The organism is Muricauda sp. SCSIO 64092 (genome assembly GCF_023016285.1).
Classification (GTDB): domain Bacteria; phylum Bacteroidota; class Bacteroidia; order Flavobacteriales; family Flavobacteriaceae; genus Croceivirga.
The window spans coordinates 1,527,066-1,546,875 of the sequence record NZ_CP095413.1 but is presented as its reverse complement, the minus strand read 5'-3'; the positions used below and the strand labels follow the sequence as shown (position 1 = coordinate 1,546,875).

The window sequence follows — 19,810 nt, the reverse complement described above, 5'->3', positions numbered from 1 at the left end:
ATTGATTTTGGCTTTTATAGGCCATCCAGGATTTTGGCTTCTGGTGGACTATGGAAAAGTTCCGCTTCCAATTTTGGCATAAATTTTATCGCATCCAAAGTAATATCGGTGATATGCTCCCCGGGTTGCCCATCACTGGTAAGCCAGAACGTTTTATAGGTTTTTGGAAATGGAATCCCGTTTATGGTCTGCTTTCCTTCAAGAAGCATAAATTTTTCAGGAAGATGCTTCCCTTTTTCAAAATACCCAGGGTAAGAAACAATATACCTTATAACATTTAGCAAATGGGTTTCGCCATCAAAATAAAGGATATAGTAATCGTCGGGAGCATCACCGGTGCCTGGATCAAAAGTTACCTTGATCACATCCTGAATTTTGCCGTTATGGTTTCTCTGGGGAAGTTGTTCCAAATGAACACCTTTTCCATCGAGAACAAAAGGTTGGGCCATAAAAAAGTAAGGTGTTAGGGACCAAAATCTAGTATTGTAATTGAACGTAGTACTGTCTTTTGCCATTACCCATGCCGCTTTGCCGTCCCAACCGTATTGGGACAGGGAGTCCCCTGCCTGATAGTGTCTTGCCCTACTGGACCAAGTATCTATAACCTGGTATGTGTTTCTTGGTACGCCGCCGTCCAAGGGTTGATAATTAAAATGAAATGACACGGGACCGTTGCCATACCAATTCTCCAGCCCACCATGGGCTTCCATGGCCTGCCAAACAATCTTCCCTGCTTCCGTGGCATTAAATCGTTGTGCTGCTTTTTGTACCCTTTTCCGTATCCAACCTTCTGGGGCCATTGCCAAATCCTTGTCCACTATGGATTTTGGTTTGTCCCTTTTTTCTTCCATACAGCTACATAGCAATAGGAAAATGGCAAACACGAAAAAAAATGATTTAGACATCATGCGTGTGGGTTTAGTTCAATAGATGTTTTTTATAATAACTGTAAAGCTCATTGGGAGGTGCCCCCATAAAGTTCTTGAGGTGGATCATCCCAAAATGGAATTGGACCTTCATCCATCCTTTTTGTCTGTATTTTCGTGCTGAGGTAATGACGTTTTGTGGTAACACTTTAAAATTCAGGTTTTTATATATTCTTTGGATGAATTCACTATCCTCATAGATAAGATACTTCTCATCAAAACCTTGATGGTTCCGGAATTGTGTCCTTGTAATAAACAAAGATTGATCTCCCCCCCTGCACAAGGTATGGTTCACCCTGGATAACCAGGCAAAAAACCGAAGGATCGGATTTTTAGTGTCGAACCTCATACGGAAGCAACCGGCTTCAAAACCATCATGAACGGCCGTGAGGATGAGATGGTCAAATTTTTTGGGAGGATAGGTATCTGCATGTAAAAAATAAAGGAGTTCACCTTGGGCCATTTCGGCTCCTTTATTCATTTGTGTTGCCCTTCCCGCCTTTGAATGTACTACGGTACAATCGTGATGTGAGGCTATTTCAATGGTTCGGTCGTGACTTCCCCCGTCCACGACAATAATTTCCTTGGTGAGCTTTTTGTTTTTAATGGTATTGAGGTGTTCCAGGACACGACCCAGACCTTGGGCTTCATTCAATGTAGGGATGATAATGCTTATACCTAAAGCGTCGTTCATAAGAATTGGGCTTCTATGCCAATAAGAGTAGCAAAAAACCTTTCTTCCTTACGTAGGGATTTCACTTATTCCCAATTTTTATCGTTGGGCCTGGCCTTAAGGTCATGGATCGTAAGCGGCAAGTCAGATATGATTGATCAGTTCCTTGAACAATTTTACCATTTTTGGTTCGGTCTTTCCTGCAATTTCGATGATTTCCTGGATATTTATGGGCTTTAGATTGTCTGGATCACACTCATCCGTTAAAACGGATACCGCCACGATCGGTAGTCTTAAGTGATTGGCCACTATGACTTCGGGAACGGTACTCATGCCAACGGCATCTGCGCCCATGGTTTTCAGCATCCGGTACTCTGCTTTGGTTTCCAGTTGTGGACCCACTACGGAGACATAGACTCCCTTTTTTAGTGAGATTCCTTCTTTTTTGGCAATCCCTTCCAGTTTTTCCCTCATTTCCACATCATAAGGTTCGCTCATATCCACAAATCGATCTCCAAATTCCGCAACATTTTTAAAGGCCAAAGGGGAGCCCCCTTGTAGGTTGATGTGATCTTCAATCAACATCATATCCCCCTTTTTAAAGTCCAGATTGATGGCTCCAGCGGCATTGGAGATGAACAATTTTTGTATTCCCAACTGGTGCATGACACGGACGGGATAGGTCACATCCAGAAAATCATATCCCTCATATAAATGAAAACGACCTTGCATGACCACCACTTTTTTTCCTTCAATTGTTCCATAAATAAGCTTCCCGGAATGGAACTCAACGGTGGCCAATGGAAAATAGGGGATATGGTTATAGTGGGCCTCTATGGGATTTTTAATTTCGTTGGTCAGTTGTCCTAGGCCCGTTCCCAGTACAATACCTATTTCCGGCTTGTCAAAACCTTTGTTCTTTAGGTATCCAACAGATTCATCCAATTGTTTTTTTGTCATTTCCGCATATGTTTTAAAAAGGGTTGAAACGCTGCAATGGTTGCAATATCCTCATAGTGGTCCACGTCATTCCTGGTATCCAAAAGGACATGGTCATTTTCAGTCAAATCGTTCAAGGTGGCTTTTAGTACGGTATCGTTCCCCCAGTTTTTGTTTTGGAACAATTCCTTTTTCAAGCTCCGCATTCCCAACAGGTAATATCCACCATCTTCGGCAGGACCAACCACAAATTCGTGTTTTTCCAACAGGTTGAAAGCGTTTTCCAGATCCGTTTGGGATAAGTTGTACAAATCGCTGCCAATAATAATAATTTTTTCATACCCCTTGTTGAAACCTTCTTGAAAAGCATTCATCATGCGCTCCCCTAAATCGGTACCCTCTTGAAGTTCTTTTCCGTAGTGTTTGTTGTCCCAAATATCCGTTTCCCAAATCGCTTCGGAATAATACACCCATTTGTCAACTTTCAGTTCTCGTGTAATGGCGACCGTATGTTGGAGCAAAAAATTATAGATATCCAATGCGGCCTTGTCACCAATTTTTGCCGCCAGGCGTGTCTTGCATTTTCCAAGTTCCGGGTTCCGGGTAAAAATTAGGAGTAGGTCAGGGTTGGTTCTCAATCCGTTCTGGTTTTGTATGATACACTTTTTTGGCGTTGGTCAATAACTTGCCCCAATGCTTGTCAAAGGCATGCACTTCTTCCGTGGGCCGACCCATCGAATCCACCACGGGATTACCTTGATTTTTCCACTCAAATATGCCTCCGTAAAGATTTTTTACATTGGAATAGCCAGCTTTGCGCAGTTTTTCCCCTATCTGTTCGGAGCGAACACCTATGGAACAATACACGACTATAGGCGCTTCTTTGTCAGGAACTTGACGTTGAAGTGAGTCCAAGGTAAAGGTTTTAAAACCGGTCCAGATAGCTCCTTCTATATGGCTCACCTGATATTCTTCTTTTTTACGGGTATCCAAAAGGATTGGACTTGAACCTTTTAATTCCGGCACGCTAATATAGGGTACACTTCCGCTGTTAAAACGTTTTAGGGCCCCATCGATGGTTTGCGAAATGCAGGGCATTGCAGTGAATACGAACAGCAGATAAAGAAGACGAATGCGCATGGACTTCATTTGGAATCCAAAGATATGGATACCAATGTTTCAAATAGTGGATTTTAGGGAACTTGTAACAAAACAGAGGGGGTAAGTGCAATAGCGGCTTCTTGATTTTTGGTTCCTTTGGAAAGGAAGTGGGAATATTGCCGAATTGAAAAGAAGTAGGGAATACAATGGAACCATGATTTTCCGGTTCCATTGTACTCCAGTTCAAGGATAAATGATGAGTGGACTGTTCGTTTTAAAAATTCGGTTTCCATTTACCGTTTTACGCTGTACTACCTTGAACATGGAAACCTTTTTCATGGGTAAGTTTTAAATCAATGATGTAATGATTGATTTGGTCACTTCCATTTAGGGAGCTTAATTGTTGAAATAAAAGAATAGGTTGGACAGGAAAAGGGCAATCGATAGGCCCAAAACCAAATACCAACAAAAATAGCCGAGTTTCTCTCCTGTAGTGTTCATCTTTTTAAGGTTAATTATAGTTTGAAAGTATAAAAAACCATAGTTCAACTATGGTTAATCTTTATAATTGGTAAGGAATTCTTTATAAATGGTATCGCTCCATTTTCTTAAAAAGGAGTTATTCATTTTTAACCTTTTGGTAAACTTCGGATAGGTTCAAATTGTAATTTCCACGTACTAAATAAGACTAAGCCAAAACAAAGTTAAACCTAAGAACACAAGAAAATGCGAGTAGCAATCAACGGTATGGGGCGCATAGGACGTGCGGCCCTAAAAGTAATCAACGAAACGCCGGGCTTGGAAGTGGTGGCGGTAAACGATATTGTACCCATAGCCAATACGGCTTACCTTCTAAAGTATGATACGGTCTATGGAACCTATGAAAAAGAAGTTGCCCATGAAGGGAATACCCTTATTGTGGATGGGCAACGCATACAGTATTCCTCCATCCGCAATCCCGAGGAATTGCCTTGGAGGGAATATGACGTAGAAGTGGTTATTGAAAGCACAGGGGTCTTCACCAACGGGGAAGATGCGGAACGCCATATAGCGGCGGGAGCCAAAACCGTGGTCATTTCTGCCCCCACCAAAAGTGTGGATACCCCAACGGTGGTGCATGGGGTAAACTCCGAGGATGGTCAGGTAAGTGTTTTTTCCTGTGCCAGTTGTACGACCAATAACATTAGTCCGGTAGTGGAGATTTTGGGGAGAAGGATTGGGATTAAAAAGGCCATTATGACCACGGTACATGCCTATACCGCTTCGCAGGGGATTGTGGACGCCCCTTCCAAGAAGAATTTTAGGATGGGCCGTGCGGGAGCACAAAACCTGATTCCTACAACTACGGGAGCGGCCATTGCCACTACCAAGGCACTACCGGAGTATGCCGGGAAGTTTGATGGCGTGGCCATTAGGGTCCCTGTTCCTGTAGGTTCCATTTCCGATATGACGTTTGTTATGGAAAAGGAAGTCAGCCCAGAGGAGGTCAATCAAATTTTGATAGAAGAATCCCAAACGGAACGTTATGCCAAGGTATTGGCGGTAACCGATGAGCCTATTGTATCCTCGGACATTATTAAAAGTCCGTATGCCTCAACGGTGGACCTGGCGATGACACGCGTAGTGGACGGGGACTTATTAAAAGTAATGACCTGGTACGATAACGAATGGGGGTTTACGAACCAGATGATACGGCAGCTTTTGGAAATTAAGGGGTAGTTGTTTCTGCCCTCTTTTGGGGAACACTTGGGAGCCCTTATTCCGGGTAGGCCAATTCGGTCAATTCATCGGCAAGGGCTTCCAGGTCAATACCCAATACGTCCCTATTAATGGCGAGTACTTCCGTTTTTAATTCTTCGGGCAGTTGGTGGAACCCGTCCTTGGCCCCCAAGATCATACCTGCAACGGCCCCAACGGTATCATTGTCACGGCCGTAATTGATGATGAACTGTAATGTGGTTTCAAAATCACCGCCACCAAACTTGAGTCCGGCAATCAATATTTCCCAGATTTCCCCAGCATGAAAGGCAATCAACCGCTGGTTCCTTTCCAGATTTTTATAAATGGTCTCCTGCCTGTACCAATCCAAATCCTTTCCGGGAAATCCTTTGGGAATACGTAATTGGATGGCCTCTTTATGGACCATTACGGCCACTCCATTTGTTGGGATACGGCCCAGGGTAATACTATCATTGCGGATAAGGGATTGGGTCAATGGGATTTCTTCAATTTCCATCGCTTCCAGGGCATAATTCTCGGTGGTACGCGCAATCATATGGGGGATCCGCCCAACCAACCTACTGTCCAAATACTGGTAGGGGTCAATAAACGCGTGTACATTTAAAATGGAGTCCATATTTTGGGTATGCATGGCCATATGGCACATGGCCGATGCCAAACTGGAGATGTCCCGGGCATAGCCAATATCAAAAATGGCATGCTCATAGGCCAGGGTATAAGCGGTTTCCGTATCTGGGGCCACCAAACCAAAAAGGGGGGTGTACAACAGTCCGGCACAACTCATTTCCCCACCATAGAAGCGGTGCCCAACATGTTGATGGGCGATGTCGCCCTCTTGATAGGAGAAGGCCACCCGTGCCCATTCCTTGATCCAGTCCACGTTTTCAATTTTAGCATCCAGGCTATCGGGATGGTTTTGGATATGCACATCGGATAATTTTTTTGTCTGGCTTTGGTAATAATCCGTAATAAATTTGGCAAAGGCACTAGCATTGATGGCGTCCTTATGTCCCACCATGTATTTTGCCAAAAGATACTTCCATCGGGTATCATCAGTAGTAGCGCCTGGCGGAAGGTTATGTTCCCAGGGTCCTTCCGGGGATTGGTTGGTCAATGCCGGGCTAAGGCCCAAAATATAACCATACCTTCGTTGGATGTCCCTACGGTTCCACATTTCCGTGGCCACACCCATGGCATCACCTATGGCAGAGCCTACCAGCGCACCCAAAACCTTGTCATGGTATTCCGCCTTGGTAAGGAAGGTGCGGGAGGGGGTATACAGGGTTTTTTGGGGTTGGGGAAGGTGCACTTCCGTCTGGTCCTCCCCGCAGGAACTTAAGCCGTGCAAGAGGATTACTATTCCTAAAAGCAACCAATTTTTTTTCATGGAATGATTATTTTGTGGACCCATTACAAAAGAAGTGTTTTTTCCGTTATGGTCTTGAAAAGGATGGCAGGATTGGACGAATAATCACACACATGATTCCAATCCACATTATTTGTGCGACCGGCTTCCAGTTCCAGCGCACAAAAAAACGCCTTGTTCTCACAAGACGTTTGCCGTAGCTTCCACTCGCTATGCTCGTGGTACCTCCAGGAATCCCCTCGGCCGTTGCTCGGGACAGGCTTCGATTCTTTGTGCCAAGGCACGAAAAAACGCCTTGTTCTCACAAGACGTTTGCTGTAGCTTCCACTCGCTATGCCCGTGGTACCTCCAGGAATCCCCTCGGCCGTCGCTCGGGACAGGCTTCGATTCTTTGTGCCAGCGCACAAAAAAACGCCTTGTTCTCACAAGACGTTTGCTGTAGCTTCCACTCGCTATGCTCGTGGTACCTCCAGGAATCGAACCAGGGACACACGGATTTTCAGTCCGTTGCTCTACCAACTGAGCTAAGGTACCTCCTTACGGTTTCCCATTTAAGGGCTGCAAATATAGTTTCAAATTTAGGATTTACAAATTATTGCCACCAAAAAGAGCCCTGCTTTTTTGTGTAACCTGTTCTTTGCCGACCTTTGTCCTATGAACCTTATCGTGGACATTGGAAATACTTTGGTCAAATACGCCGTTTTTGAGAGGGGAAAACTGATTGTTGACCAAAGTTCGGAATCCGGTCTTTTCCTTTCCAAGGTAAAACAGTTTTTTGAAGTTTACCCAAAAATAAGCTATGCCATAATTTCATCGGTGGGCAATTTGGAACATAAAGAGCACAAAATCCTTTCCCTTTTTTGTAAGGTCCATGTGCTCTCCGCCACGTCCAAGATACCCTTCAAAAATCATTATGCCACACCACAGACCCTGGGAATGGACAGGGTGGCCCTGGCCACAGCGGCCTTCTACAACAACCCTAAGGGCAATACCTTGATTATTGACATGGGTACGTGCATCACCTATGATATTGTGAATAGTGATGGGGAATATCTGGGAGGGGCCATATCCCCTGGACTTCGTATGCGCTACTTGGCAATGCATAACCAAACGGCAAAACTCCCACATTTGGGGCCGGAATTTCCTGTCAATTTTATCGGTAATACTACAGAAAAGAGCATGCACAATGGCGTAATGCAAGGTATTTGCCATGAGTTGGACGGTACCATTGATCAATACAAAAACCGCTTTAAACATTTAACAGTTATTTTAACAGGCGGGGATTCCCATTTTTTTGCCAAACGGTTAAAAAATTCCATATTTGCCAATTCTAAATTCCTATTGGAGGGGCTGAATTACCTACTGGAATACAATAAACATTAGATGGTCAAAAATTTTTTGATAGCATTGGCATGTCTACTTTCTTTTGGCATCTATGCTCAAAACGGCACAATTTCCCCGTACTCATATTTTGGCGTTGGTGATACCAGGAACAATGGTACCATTGAAAATAGGATGATGGGTGGCCTACAACTCTATGGGGACAGCATTCATATCAACCTAAGAAATCCGGCAGCCTTGTCCAAACTCCGGTTAACGGCGTACACCGCAGGGATATCACATAGGGAACTGCGCCTAAGGGACAATTCCGAGACACAACGCACTTCCGTTACCAATTTGGATTATTTGGCCGTGGGCTTCCCACTGGCCAAAAATACTGCCATTAGTTTTGGCATACAGCCCTTTACCTCCGTAGGATATGATTTAATTTCTGAAACCATCAATGCGGAGCAGGACACCGTTACCAACGTTTTTTCCGGTGAAGGAGGTTTGAATAAGGTGTTTCTCTCCCTTGGATTTCAACCGATCAAAAACGTTGCATTGGGGGCCACAGTGAATTTCAACTTTGGCACTTTGGATTACGATCGGGTCCAAAGCACCCAAAATGTACAGTTTGGAACGCTGGACAGACGTGAATCCCGTATTAATGGCTTTGATTTTAATTTTGGTGGAACCTACACGCCTAAAATAGGGGAAAAGCATACCTTGTTTACCCATTTGGGAGTGGATACCCAAATCAATTTGGTTTCGCAAAATTCACAACAGATAGGTTCCTTTTCACTGCAGGGTGGTGAAATAGAAGTATTCGATGTGGACCTGGATGCCCGTAACCTAAGAAATACCGAGCTTAAGATTCCTACCCGGACCACCATTGGTCTTGGCTATGGGGAAGATAAGAAATGGTTTGTTGGGGCGGAGTATGCCTTTCAAGGATTAAGTTCCTTTGAAAATACCTTTTTGGGCCAGGAGAATGTAGCCTTTGAGGATGCCAGCACTATGGCATTGGGGGGCTACTATGTGCCCAATTATTCGGCATTATCGGGGATTTTTAATCGAATTACGTATCGCGGAGGATTGCGTTATGACCAAACGGGATTGGTGGTCGAAGGAAGGGAGATCAACAACTTTGGCATAACTTTTGGATTTGGTGTACCGATTGTGGGAACCGGATCGGATCGGTTTTCCAATTTGAACATTGGATTTGAACTGGGCAGAAGGGGAACCAGGGCCGGAGGACTTTTGGAGGAAAGTTATTTAAATGTGAGTATAGGACTTTCGCTAAATGACCAGTGGTTTATTCAACGAAAAATAAACTAGCGTTAAAAGTTTAAAAAATTCTTAAATAAAAAGCTTAAAACCAACCAAAATAGAGGTTTAACTATAAAAATTTGTACATTAACCACTTTAAATATAGTAAAATGAAGAAGAAACTCTACTTAACGATGATAGCGGTCATGATGTCGATGGGTTTAAGTATTGCCCAAGCTCAAAACCCGGAGTGCATGACCAATCTCTCCATTTATGCAGAACACGCAAAAGTTAAAAATTATGATGCGGCCTACGAGCCTTGGAAAATGGTCTATGACAATTGTCCGGATATCAATAAGGCCAATTTCTCATTGGGCGAAAGAATCTTGAAGCACAAGATCAAAAATTCATCAGGTGCCGACAAAGATGGATATATCCAGGACCTCTTGGCCTTGTTTGATAATAGCTTAAAATATTTCCCTACCAAATTCCCAAAGGCGGGAGTGGCCATTGACAAGACCTTGTTGATGTATGACAACAAAATGGCTTCGGATGAGCAACTATTCAATATGTTGGATAAAGCATTTAAGGAAGACCGGGATAATTTCAAAAATCCTAAGGCACTTTACTTATATTTCTCTTCCCTAGTGGATTTGCACAATGCTGGGAAAAAAGATTTGCAATCGGTTTTTGATACCTATGATGATGTTACTGAAAAGGTGGAAGAAGAAAATAAAAAATTGACAGCTGTACTGGGTAAGATTTTGGCAAAAGAGGATGCGGGTACTGCACTGACTTCCAAGGAAAAAAGACAAAAAAAGGCGGCCACGGTCAATTCTGAGTCCTATGGTAAGATTTCCGGAAGTATAGATTCCAAATTGGGGGCCTTGGCAGATTGCGGGAACCTGATTCCCTTATATGAGAAGAGTTTTGAATCCAAAAAAGGAGACATCACCTGGGTGAAAAGGGCCGTGGGAAGGATGTTCTCCAAAGAGTGTACTGATGCCCCCTTGTTCAGCAAGATGGTGGAGGTTCAGGCAGAATTGGATCCCTCCGCGGACGTATACGTATATCTTGGAACCCTAAAATCCAAAAATGGTGATAATAAAGGGGCCATTGCCGATTTTAATAAGGCAGTGGAATTGGAAACGGATTCCTACAGACAGTCCAACATCCTCTACAAGATTGCGACCATCGTAAGAAAGAATAGTAAGTCCCAGGCCAGAAACTATGCCCAAAAGGCAATTAATGCGAATTCTGCCAATGGTAAGGCCTATTTGCTCATTGCGAATTTATATGCCAGCAGTGCCAATGCCTGTGGCGATACACCGTTTAATAAACGTGCCATTTATTGGAAGGCTGCCGAGATGGCCAGGAAAGCAGGCAGGGTAGACCCATCTTTGGCATCCAGGGCCAACAAAACCGCATCGAGCTATGCACAAAGGGCTCCGGACAAAACCATGATTTTTAACGCGGATATGGGCGGAAAAACCGTAACGTTTAACTGTTGGGTTGGAGGTAGTGTAAAGGTACCGAGCTTATAAGGGTGAAACACAATACAGTATATCACATAAAGCGGATTGCCACAACCATGGTTGTGGCAATCCTTTTTTGGGGATGTGGGGATGGCTATAAACGCGTGGGGCAAGAAGCCCTTAAGAAGAACTATCCACAGGGTGTGGCCACCAATTTTACGCTAACCTATACCGAGACGCAAAAAGAACTATCCACGCAAGACTCGGCAACAAGTAGGGTCATAGCCATATTGAAAAGTCCCTTGAATGAGGATTATGATAACCAAAGCTTTAAATACAAGGTTTTTCCCAACGGATTACAGGTGGATTTTTTCGATGAAAAAAACCAAAAAAGTGTCATTCAGGCGGACTACGGAATTATCTATTCACAGACCAATGTCATAGATTTGCAGGGCAATGTGGTCATAGAAAGCCACGATGGCAAAAAGCTCGAAACGCCCCAATTGTATTGGGACCGTAAGAACAAATGGATTTTTACCGAAGCGGAATTTACATACACCAATCCGGAAGATGGGACCGTAATGGATGGACAGGGAATGGACTTTAACCGGGAGTTTACCTTTTTCAGTGCCCATAAAACCTTTGGATTAATGACTATAAAAGAAGAAGAATGAAAGGATTTTTAAAGTATACCATCTACATAAATTTGATAGTTTCCCTGCTCTCCGTTTACATGGCATTCAATTTTTGGGAAACCGACAGGAACAGGGCCTATATTTTTATTTTTTTGGCTGTCGTAACGGGATTCAATTTTTTCTTCCGAAGGCGGTATTTTAAAAAATTCGAGGCTAGAAAGAAGGAACGGGAACAGGGTTGATCGTGGACTCCGCTTACGTTGTCATAATTGTTTCGTTATTTTTCTCCGCTTTTTTTTCGGGAATGGAGATTGCCTTTGTTTCGGCCAATCGTATCCATATAGAACTGGAGAAAAAACAAGAGGGCTTTTTGGCCAAGGTTTTGGCCTGGATTACAGAAAAACCATCCAAGTTTATTGCCACCATGCTCATTGGAAACAATATTGCATTGGTGGTCTATGGACTGTTTATGGGGGATGTGCTCATGAATTGGTTCCAAACCGTATTGCCCACCACCTCAAATCTTGTTAATGTACTACTTACGGATTTCCGTCTGGTGTCAAAAACGGTGATTTCCACATTCATTATTCTGATTACCGCAGAGTTTCTGCCCAAAGTCCTTTTTCAGATCTATTCCAATACCCTTTTAAAGGTATTGGCCCTCCCCGCCTATGTTTTTTATGTCCTGTTTTCCTTCCTGTCCTGGATGGTCATTAAAATTTCGGATTTCATTCTAAAGACATTTTTTAAGACCGATGGGGACGAGGTACAACTGGCCTTTACCAAATTGGAGCTGGGGGACTATATTACGGAACAAATGGAGACCGTGGAGGAAGAGGATGAGGTCGATTCCGAAATACAACTGTTCCAGAATGCTTTGGAGTTTTCAGAAGTAAAGGCCAGGGAGGTTATGGTGCCGCGCACGGAAATCATGGCCATAGAATTGCATGAAACCACCAAGACCTTAAGCAAACTGTTCATAGAGACCGGGTATTCCAAAATTTTGGTTTTCAAGGATACGGTTGATGAAATTATAGGATATGTACATTCCTATGAACTTTTTAAAATGCCCAAGACCATAAAACACATCTTAAGACCGGTGGAATTTGTCCCAGAGACCATGTTGATTCACGATATCTTAAACGTCCTTACCAAGAAACGGAAGAGTATGGCAGTGGTTTTGGACGAATATGGCGGTACTTCCGGAGTAATGACGGTTGAGGACATTGTGGAAGAGCTCTTCGGTGAGATTGAGGATGAGCACGATTCAACCGATTTGATCGAAGAACACCTAAGTGAACGGACCTTCCGGTTTTCTGCCCGATTGGAAGTTGACTATATCAATGAAAACTACAAACTGGAACTTCCCGAAAGTGAAGAGTATGAAACCTTGGGCGGACTTATTACCAATATCACGGAAGAGATTCCCGAACAGGATGAGGAAATCAAAACAGAAAATCACTTCTTTAAGATTTTGGAGGTTTCCAACAACAAAATAGACCTGGTGGAAGTCCATTTCCTGGAAGAGGATTAATAGTTTCATAAAACCTTTGTACGGTTTCCATGGAAGGCTTTTTGGCTTTCCCATTTGAAAAGAAAATGGTATTTTCGCCCACTAAAATCAACGAAAAGAAGCAGGTAGATGGCTATTTTAGAAAATATTAGGAAACGCACCACGGTATTGATCCTTATCATAGGTATGGCGTTGTTCGCATTTGTAATTTCCGGAGTGTTTACAGGAAATGATTTTGCCGGAGGAAAAATTGGCTCAACAATAGCGGAAGTCAATGGGGAACCGATATCACGGGAGGACTTTACCCGAAAATTGGAACAGGCCCAGCGCCAATTTGGCCCCAGTTTTTCATCGACCCAGTTGGTAAACCGCGTATATGACCAAGAAATCAGGAATGCCATTCTAAATCAGCAATTTGATAAGCTGGGCATTGATGTGGAGAGCGATCAGATCGTGGATTTCATAAAAAATACGGGTTACGCCCAGGACCCTTCTTTTCAAGACGAAAATGGAATCTTTAACCCAGAGGTTTTTAAAGCGGCCATTGCTGATTGGAGGGAAACAAATCCTTTATTGTATGACAACTGGTTGGAAATTGAAAAACAGATCATGCAGTCCGCCAAGGAGCAAATCTATTTCAATTTGATAAAAGCGGGATCGGGCGCTACACTATCCGAAGGGGAATTTGACTATAAGTTGGCCAATGATAAAGTGGATTTGCAGTTTGTACGTGTTCCCTATACTTCCATTCCGGACAGCACCATACAGGTGTCCAAAGATGAAATAGCCGCCTACATCAAGGAAAATGAGGAAGATTTTAAACAGGAGAAAGCAAGGGATATCCGCTTTGTGTTTTTTGAAGAGGCTGCTTCCGCTGAAGATGAAAATGCGGTAAGGGACGATATCGCCAAATTATTACAGGACACGGTAGAGTACATCCAGGAACGCAACACTACGGATACCATTCCCGGTTTTCGAAATACCCAGGACATGACCGCTTTTCTGGATAGGAATTCCGATACCAAATTCGATACCATCTATAAGGCCAAAAAGGACCTTCCCGCCGTTGCTGTGGACAGCATTTTCAATTTGGTGGATGGTGAGGTTTATGGACCATATAGGGATGGGGACTTTTTTAGGGTGTCAAGGGTAATGGCAAGAAAACCCCAAGGTTCGGTAAAGGCAAGTCATATTCTTTTTGCGTATGAGGGGGCCACACGGGCCAATCCTGAGATTAAGAGGACCAAGGAAGAAGCAGAACGGGAAGCCGAAAGGATTTTGGCAGAGGCCAAAAAAACGGATGCTGATTTTACTGCACTGGCAAGGGACAATTCTGATGGGCCTTCTGCCCCTAGAGGTGGGGATTTAGGATATTTTCAGGAAGGGATTATGGCAGATGAATTCAATGATTTTTGTTTTGGAAATGCGGTGGGATCCATAGGTCTGGTAGAAACGGAATTTGGGTTTCATATCATAAGGGTGGATGATAAACAGGATATTCTTCAGGTCGCTACCTTATCAAGGGAAATCCAGCCTTCCGAAGAGACCGTCAATGCCTTGTTTACGGATGCTACCAAATTTGAAATGTCAGTTTCCGATGCCGAAGCCGAAGCCTATTCCGATATTGCAAAAGAAAGTGACTTGGTGGTGCGTCCCGTGAATAAGATCAAGGAAATGGATGAAAACCTTCCCGGTTTGGATTCCCAAAGAAGTATCGTTCAATGGGCCTTCAATGAAGATACCAAGGTTGGGAACATCAAGCGATTTGATTTAACGAATGGTTATGCCGTAGTACAATTGACCAAGAAGTACAAGGAAGGTACGATGTCCGTAGAAGATGCATCGGCACAGGCACTGCCAAAAATCCGAAAGGAGAAGAAGGCCGCACAGATAATGTCCAACACCGCGGTGACCACATTGGAGGATTTTGCGACCAATCACGGCGTAAGCACTTCAAATGCAACTGCAGTGACAAGAAAATCCCCTACCATTCCAGGGGCCGGTAGGGAAGCTTTGGTCGTAGGAAGGGCATTTGCCCTGGAAGAAGGTGAAACCTCCGAAGTGATCAAAGGGGAAACAGGGCTTTTTATGGTCAAAGTAACCAAAAAGGAAGAAGGGGCTTCCTTACCTAACTTCAGCACCTTTGCCAATACCCTTACCAATCAAAAACGAAGCGCGGTCAATACCGGTGTATACAATGCACTCAAAGAAAGTGCGGAGATTGAGGATAATAGGGCAACCTTTTATTAAAGCACCATATCCGAATACGGAACAACAGTAGTAAAACCCCTGGCTTTAAAATAGCTGGGGGTTTCTTCATTTCCCGTGGCAAGGACAAAGTCACCGCCCCAACCACCAAGACTTTTAATGGCCCCATAATAATCCGAAAAAAGCCGCTCCTTTATTGGAGCTATTTTTAGGACTTTGGATAGGATAGCCTCATGTACCGTTAAAAGAGATTCAAAATCGGTCAACGTAGCGGTATGGAAAAGTTCTCTTGTAATACCGGTAAGATCGGTGACCAATGTCAACGTATCAAAATCCTGCTTTCGGTAATTGGCTATGGCTGCCCTGCTGTCCTGTTTTTGATTGAGATGGACAAAATACAGTTGGCTTTGAAAAGAGGGTTGGAAAACTACTTCTTCGACAGTGGGTTTTTTGTCAACAAGTTGATACAGGATAGGGGTGTTGTGTTGCGCACAGGCGATATCGTAACCACTTCCACCAAAAGTACGCTCGAGCAGGGTATAAGGATCTACGGAAGCCCATTGGGCAATATTGTTCAGTAGCGTGGATGAGGAACCCAACCCCCAATTTCTTGGGAAGGTAAGCTTGGAAATGGCTCTGTACCCTTTGGATTCAGCAATGAATTTTGGATTCAGTTCCCTGGCCTGGGTCAAAATCCGTTTTAAGGTTTCCGCCAATTCCGAATCGGAACAAGAATGGATGTCAAACGTTTTGGTGTCGAATGCAGCGTTGAACCAGACGTTGTTGTGTTGTTCCAGGCTTTGCCATTCCAAAGTTGCGGAATCCGAAGGCATGATTTCCAGTGACTGTCCATATGTTGTAGGAACCGCCAATGCCAAAGCTCCATCCAAGACAGCATATTCAGCGGAAAGTAACAATTTGCCATTGCTGTAATAGGTCGTTTCCATTATTGTTTCCGAATCAATTCCAAGCCCTCTTTTACCGAAGCATTGCTCACGGTACGTTCCTTAAAATAGTCCACCAGTTGTCTTTTTTCCTGTTCGGAGGCCCCAAGCTGATTTAACATATTCAACAAATGCATTTTCATATGGCCCTTTTGGATTCCCGTGGTGACCAAAGAGCGCAATGCAGCAAAATTTTGGGCCAGTCCAGCTACGGCAGTGATTTGCATCAATTCCTTTGCAGATGGATTTTGAAGGATTTCCAAAGCCAATTTTACCAGTGGATGTAACGAAGTTAGGCCACCTACGGTGCCAAGTGCCAAAGGAACCTCTATCCAAAAGGTAAACAGGCCATCCTTGATCTCTGCATGGGTAAGGCTGGAATAGTTGCCATCCTTGGCCGCAAAAGCATGTACACCCGCTTCTACCGCCCTAAAATCATTTCCGGTGGCCAGGACGACTGCGTCAATCCCATTCATAATTCCTTTATTGTGGGTAACTGCCCTAAAGGGTTCGGATTTGGCAATGGCAACCGCCTGGACAAACCGCTTGGCAAAGTCGGCAGAAACCGTTGTGTCACCTTTAGCTGTGCTTATGGGACAGGAAACCTCCGCACGGACCAGACAATTGGGGACGTAATTGCTCAATATGCTCATGATGACCTCAAGTTCCAATGCTGTTTTCGCCGCCTCTTCCTTTAAGGTTTTGGCAAATTGTTCCAAACAGGAATTGATGAAGTTCGCCCCCATGGCATCCAAGGTTTCAAAGGTGCAGTGCAATTGGTAGTATCCTTGTAAACCTTCGGTTTTGTCCCTTAAGGAGATGGCCGTAATGCCCCCGCCCCGCTTTTTCATGTTACGGGTAATGGCTTCGGTCCCTTCGTAAAATCTTGGGGTTATTTCCTTGATGAAATCGATTAAGGTATTTTTTTCACCGTGATGGATAAAATGTACCTGGCCCACTTTTTCAGTTCCCAGTATTGTCGTTTTGAACCCACCACGGGTCAACCAAAACTTGGCTGCTTTACTGGCGGCAGCCACAACGGAACTCTCTTCAATAATCATGGGGATTGTAAACACCTTTCCATTGAGCAGGAAATTTGGGGCTACCGCAAAAGGCAAATAGTAATTGGTAAGCGTATTTTCAATAAACTCATCATGGGTTTTTTGAAGTTCCCTATCGTGGTTCCAGTATTGGGCCAGGGTTGTTTTTGTCCGCTCTGGATTGGTGGTGCAATTATGGGCAATCCAATCTATCTTTTCCTCCTTGGATAATTTGGAGAAACCTTCTACGGTTTTTTGCATGAGTATCTTTAAAACAGCAAAGATACATTTTACTGTTTTTGCTTTAGTTCTTGTACTATGAGGGGATCAATCCTTATATTTAGGACATTCAGGAACCGGTTTGGACAACAAAGGGCAAATGGGTTCAACAAATTATTAGTATACTTGAACGTTTTTAAGCAGTAAACACCTATGCGAAAAATAGCGCTCCCACTGATATTCGTTTTATCTTCTTTTACAATTGTCTTAGCCCAAAAAAATAAAATCACCCTCCAGGATATTTGGAGCGGTGGGTTTAGGACACAGGGAATGGATGTACTCCGTTCCATGAAAAATGGCAAGCAGTACACCGTACTCAATTTTGATGGAAATCCCCGAAGGAGTTCCATTGATAAATATGATTACAAAACCCTGGAAAAGGTGGAAACCATAGTCTCCTCTTCGGATAATGTTCCGTATTTCACATCGTATGAGTTCAGTAATGATGAATCAAAGATGCTCTTGGCGACAGCGATAGAGCCCATTTTTCGCCGTTCCAGGTTGGGCATCTATTACGTTTATGATATTGGTTCCAAATCGATAAAAAAAATATCGGAAAACAAAATCCAGGAGCCGGAACTGTCCCCCGATGGTTCCAAAGTGGCTTACGCATTTGAGAATAATCTGTACCTCATGGATTTGGTCTCCGGTGAAACCAAACAAATCACCCAAGATGGGGTTTATGGACGTATCATCAATGGAATTACGGATTGGGTCTATGAGGAGGAGTTTGCTTTTGTACAAGCTTTTGAATGGAACAGCAATGGCACAAAAATAGCTTTCATCCGTTTTGATGAAACCAATGTCCCCCAATTTTCCATGGATGTCTACGGGACCGATCTGTATCCTGCCCAATACGAGTTCAAATATCCAAAGGCGGGAGAGGAAAATGCCAAGGTAAGTTTACATCTATACGATATTGCTACGGATGAACTATCCAATATTGACTTGGGCGATACCTACTATATTCCAAGGATCCAATGGATGAACAATCCCGATTACCTGAGTGTTCAAACAATTAACCGGCATCAGAACCATTTAAAGTTGCATAAGGTCAATGCCAAGGACAATTCGGTCGCCGTTTTACTCGAGGAAAAGGATGAAGCTTATGTGGATATTCATGATAACCTTACTTTTTTGGCTGATGATGGTTTTATCTGGACCAGTGAAAAAGACGGCTATAACCACCTGTATCTGTACAATCAAGATGGTGGGTTGGCCAACCAAATTACCCAAGGTTCGTGGGAAGTGACCAATTACTACGGATATGACCGGAAAAATGATAGGGTTTACTACCAATCCGTGGAGAATGGTTCCATCAACAGGGATGTGTACAGCATATCAATTTCGGGGAAGAACAAAAGAAGGTTGAGCACGAAAGAAGGAACCAATTCTGCTGATTTCAGCTCCGATTATACGTACTATATCAATACATTTTCCAATGCGGAAACCCCTTATGAATTTACGCTCAATAGGGCCAAGGACGGAAGAAAACTAAAGAGCATCAAGGACAATACATCCTTGCTTGCAAAGCTTGGCGATTATGAAATGGTCCCTAAGGAATTCTCCACGATTACAATAAATGGCAATGAGCTAAATATGTGGACCCTTAAGCCTGCGGATTTTGACCCCTCCAAGAAATACCCATTGTTGTTGTATCAATACAGTGGCCCTGGTTCACAACAAGTAGCCAACCGATGGATGGGGAGCAATGACTATTGGCACCAAATGCTGGCCTCCCAAGGTGTTATCGTTGCTTGTGTTGATGGTCGGGGAACCGGTTTTAAGGGAAGGGATTTTAAAAAGTCCACCTATCTTAATTTGGTCAAATATGAAACGGAGGACCAGATTGCGGTAGCAAAGGAATTGAGCGCATTGCCCTACATTGATGAGGAAAGAACAGGTATTTGGGGCTGGAGTTTCGGGGGGCATATGAGTACCAACTCCCTTTTAAAGGGGAACGATGTTTTTGAAATGGCCATTGCTGTTGCCCCTGTCACAAGCTGGCGGTTTTATGATACCATCTACACGGAACGTTTTTTAAGGACCCCGCAGGAAAATCCTGGGGGCTATGACAACGAGTCCCCATTCAATTATCCGGAGTTGTTAAAAGGTGACTATTTATTGGTACATGGCTCTGGTGATGACAATGTACACCTACAAAATACAATGCGAATGGCGGAAGCCCTGATCCAGGCCGACAAGCAGTTTGAATGGGCAATTTACCCGGATAAAAACCATGGCATCTATGGGGGCAATACAAGGAAGCACCTCTATCGTAAAATGACGGACTTTGTCATTGAAAAACTCAGGGATAGGCCAAAGAAGCCCGCACAACTTTTAAAGCAACCCATAAAGGGTTAAACCGAATTTAATCCAATT

General features: G+C 43.7%; 19 protein-coding genes and 1 tRNA gene. 9 read left to right on the top strand and 11 right to left on the bottom strand.

Translation table 11 applies throughout. From position 1 onward, the window contains the following. Window positions 1-14 precede the first annotated feature (14 nt). From L0P88_RS06510 to L0P88_RS06485, 6 genes are all read right to left on the bottom strand, one after another. On the bottom strand, window positions 15-908 hold the full coding sequence (locus L0P88_RS06510; protein WP_247133797.1) for a hypothetical protein: 894 nt from the start codon (window positions 906-908) through the stop codon (window positions 15-17). Window positions 909-918: 10 nt separating this feature from the next. Then, complete coding sequence (locus L0P88_RS06505; RefSeq protein WP_247133796.1) at window positions 919-1,620, bottom strand: TIGR04283 family arsenosugar biosynthesis glycosyltransferase; 702 nt, start codon at window positions 1,618-1,620, stop codon at window positions 919-921. 123 nt (window positions 1,621-1,743) lie between these two features. Beyond that, complete coding sequence (locus L0P88_RS06500) at window positions 1,744-2,559, bottom strand: purine-nucleoside phosphorylase (protein ID WP_247133795.1); 816 nt, start codon at window positions 2,557-2,559, stop codon at window positions 1,744-1,746. Then, window positions 2,556-3,176, bottom strand: coding sequence for a TIGR04282 family arsenosugar biosynthesis glycosyltransferase (locus L0P88_RS06495; RefSeq protein WP_247133794.1), 621 nt, complete (start codon window positions 3,174-3,176; stop codon window positions 2,556-2,558). The genes L0P88_RS06500 and L0P88_RS06495 overlap by 4 nt, the downstream gene beginning before the upstream one ends. After that, window positions 3,160-3,678, bottom strand: coding sequence for a rhodanese-like domain-containing protein (locus L0P88_RS06490; protein ID WP_247133793.1), 519 nt, complete (start codon window positions 3,676-3,678; stop codon window positions 3,160-3,162). The genes L0P88_RS06495 and L0P88_RS06490 overlap by 17 nt, the downstream gene beginning before the upstream one ends. Before the next feature lie 53 nt (window positions 3,679-3,731). Continuing rightward, on the bottom strand, window positions 3,732-3,932 hold the full coding sequence (locus tag L0P88_RS06485) for a hypothetical protein (protein ID WP_247133792.1): 201 nt from the start codon (window positions 3,930-3,932) through the stop codon (window positions 3,732-3,734). 433 nt (window positions 3,933-4,365) lie between these two features. On the opposite strand from L0P88_RS06485, the gene gap reads away from it, so the two are divergent. Continuing rightward, complete coding sequence (gene gap, locus L0P88_RS06480) at window positions 4,366-5,358, top strand: type I glyceraldehyde-3-phosphate dehydrogenase (protein WP_247133791.1); 993 nt, start codon at window positions 4,366-4,368, stop codon at window positions 5,356-5,358. Between the two features lie 37 nt (window positions 5,359-5,395). Here the strand turns inward: gap and L0P88_RS06475 are convergent, their stop codons facing one another. The 3 genes from L0P88_RS06475 to L0P88_RS06465 form a co-directional block, all read right to left on the bottom strand. Then, window positions 5,396-6,766 (bottom strand): ADP-ribosylglycohydrolase family protein, encoded by a 1,371-nt coding sequence (locus tag L0P88_RS06475; RefSeq protein WP_247133790.1) that lies wholly within the window; start codon window positions 6,764-6,766, stop codon window positions 5,396-5,398. A 23-nt stretch (window positions 6,767-6,789) separates the two neighbouring features. Next, window positions 6,790-7,152 (bottom strand): hypothetical protein, encoded by a 363-nt coding sequence (locus tag L0P88_RS06470; protein WP_247133789.1) that lies wholly within the window; start codon window positions 7,150-7,152, stop codon window positions 6,790-6,792. A gap of 54 nt (window positions 7,153-7,206) precedes the next feature. Then, window positions 7,207-7,279: transfer RNA gene (locus tag L0P88_RS06465), tRNA-Phe, on the bottom strand. A gap of 120 nt (window positions 7,280-7,399) precedes the next feature. Here L0P88_RS06465 and L0P88_RS06460 point away from each other — a divergent pair. From L0P88_RS06460 to L0P88_RS06430, 7 genes are all read left to right on the top strand, one after another. Beyond that, window positions 7,400-8,128 (top strand): type III pantothenate kinase, encoded by a 729-nt coding sequence (locus L0P88_RS06460; protein WP_247133788.1) that lies wholly within the window; start codon window positions 7,400-7,402, stop codon window positions 8,126-8,128. Further along, entirely contained in the window at window positions 8,129-9,403 is a 1,275-nt protein-coding gene (locus L0P88_RS06455; protein ID WP_247133787.1) for a hypothetical protein, read from the top strand. 101 nt (window positions 9,404-9,504) lie between these two features. Continuing rightward, window positions 9,505-10,878: a tetratricopeptide repeat protein gene (locus L0P88_RS06450; RefSeq protein ID WP_247133786.1), complete on the top strand. Its 1,374-nt coding sequence runs from the start codon at window positions 9,505-9,507 to the stop codon at window positions 10,876-10,878. Window positions 10,879-10,880: 2 nt separating this feature from the next. Continuing rightward, complete coding sequence (gene lptC, locus L0P88_RS06445; RefSeq protein WP_313791594.1) at window positions 10,881-11,483, top strand: LPS export ABC transporter periplasmic protein LptC; 603 nt, start codon at window positions 10,881-10,883, stop codon at window positions 11,481-11,483. Next, complete coding sequence (locus tag L0P88_RS06440) at window positions 11,480-11,686, top strand: hypothetical protein (protein WP_158776647.1); 207 nt, start codon at window positions 11,480-11,482, stop codon at window positions 11,684-11,686. Before lptC ends, L0P88_RS06440 begins: the two co-directional genes overlap by 4 nt. A 2-nt stretch (window positions 11,687-11,688) precedes the next feature. After that, window positions 11,689-12,978: a hemolysin family protein gene (locus tag L0P88_RS06435; RefSeq protein ID WP_281499718.1), complete on the top strand. Its 1,290-nt coding sequence runs from the start codon at window positions 11,689-11,691 to the stop codon at window positions 12,976-12,978. Between the two features lie 108 nt (window positions 12,979-13,086). Then, window positions 13,087-15,207, top strand: coding sequence for a SurA N-terminal domain-containing protein (locus L0P88_RS06430; protein ID WP_247133784.1), 2,121 nt, complete (start codon window positions 13,087-13,089; stop codon window positions 15,205-15,207). On the opposite strand, the gene L0P88_RS06425 is transcribed toward L0P88_RS06430, so the two are convergent. Both L0P88_RS06425 and L0P88_RS06420 read right to left on the bottom strand, forming a co-directional pair. Beyond that, entirely contained in the window at window positions 15,204-16,112 is a 909-nt protein-coding gene (locus tag L0P88_RS06425; RefSeq protein WP_247133783.1) for a GYDIA family GHMP kinase, read from the bottom strand. The genes L0P88_RS06430 and L0P88_RS06425 overlap by 4 nt on opposite strands. Continuing rightward, window positions 16,112-17,410 (bottom strand): hydroxymethylglutaryl-CoA reductase, degradative, encoded by a 1,299-nt coding sequence (locus tag L0P88_RS06420; RefSeq protein ID WP_247133782.1) that lies wholly within the window; start codon window positions 17,408-17,410, stop codon window positions 16,112-16,114. Before L0P88_RS06420 ends, L0P88_RS06425 begins: the two co-directional genes overlap by 1 nt. 171 nt (window positions 17,411-17,581) lie before the next feature. Between L0P88_RS06420 and L0P88_RS06415 the strand changes: the two genes are divergently transcribed. After that, entirely contained in the window at window positions 17,582-19,792 is a 2,211-nt protein-coding gene (locus tag L0P88_RS06415; RefSeq protein ID WP_247133781.1) for a S9 family peptidase, read from the top strand. Window positions 19,793-19,810 lie beyond the last annotated feature (18 nt).

Coding starts and splice junctions, on each gene's coding strand:
- L0P88_RS06510 (WP_247133797.1), bottom strand. CDS start 908: ATGATGTCTAAATCATTTTTTTTCGTGTTTGCCATTTTCCTATTGCTA.
- L0P88_RS06505 (WP_247133796.1), bottom strand. CDS start 1,620: ATGAACGACGCTTTAGGTATAAGCATTATCATCCCTACATTGAATGAA.
- L0P88_RS06500 (WP_247133795.1), bottom strand. CDS start 2,559: ATGACAAAAAAACAATTGGATGAATCTGTTGGATACCTAAAGAACAAA.
- L0P88_RS06490 (WP_247133793.1), bottom strand. CDS start 3,678: ATGCGCATTCGTCTTCTTTATCTGCTGTTCGTATTCACTGCAATGCCC.
- L0P88_RS06485 (WP_247133792.1), bottom strand. CDS start 3,932: ATGGAAACCGAATTTTTAAAACGAACAGTCCACTCATCATTTATCCTT.
- gap (WP_247133791.1), top strand. CDS start 4,366: ATGCGAGTAGCAATCAACGGTATGGGGCGCATAGGACGTGCGGCCCTA.
- L0P88_RS06475 (WP_247133790.1), bottom strand. CDS start 6,766: ATGAAAAAAAATTGGTTGCTTTTAGGAATAGTAATCCTCTTGCACGGC.
- L0P88_RS06460 (WP_247133788.1), top strand. CDS start 7,400: ATGAACCTTATCGTGGACATTGGAAATACTTTGGTCAAATACGCCGTT.
- L0P88_RS06455 (WP_247133787.1), top strand. CDS start 8,129: ATGGTCAAAAATTTTTTGATAGCATTGGCATGTCTACTTTCTTTTGGC.
- L0P88_RS06450 (WP_247133786.1), top strand. CDS start 9,505: ATGAAGAAGAAACTCTACTTAACGATGATAGCGGTCATGATGTCGATG.
- L0P88_RS06440 (WP_158776647.1), top strand. CDS start 11,480: ATGAAAGGATTTTTAAAGTATACCATCTACATAAATTTGATAGTTTCC.
- L0P88_RS06430 (WP_247133784.1), top strand. CDS start 13,087: ATGGCTATTTTAGAAAATATTAGGAAACGCACCACGGTATTGATCCTT.
- L0P88_RS06425 (WP_247133783.1), bottom strand. CDS start 16,112: ATGGAAACGACCTATTACAGCAATGGCAAATTGTTACTTTCCGCTGAA.
- L0P88_RS06420 (WP_247133782.1), bottom strand. CDS start 17,410: ATGCAAAAAACCGTAGAAGGTTTCTCCAAATTATCCAAGGAGGAAAAG.
- L0P88_RS06415 (WP_247133781.1), top strand. CDS start 17,582: ATGCGAAAAATAGCGCTCCCACTGATATTCGTTTTATCTTCTTTTACA.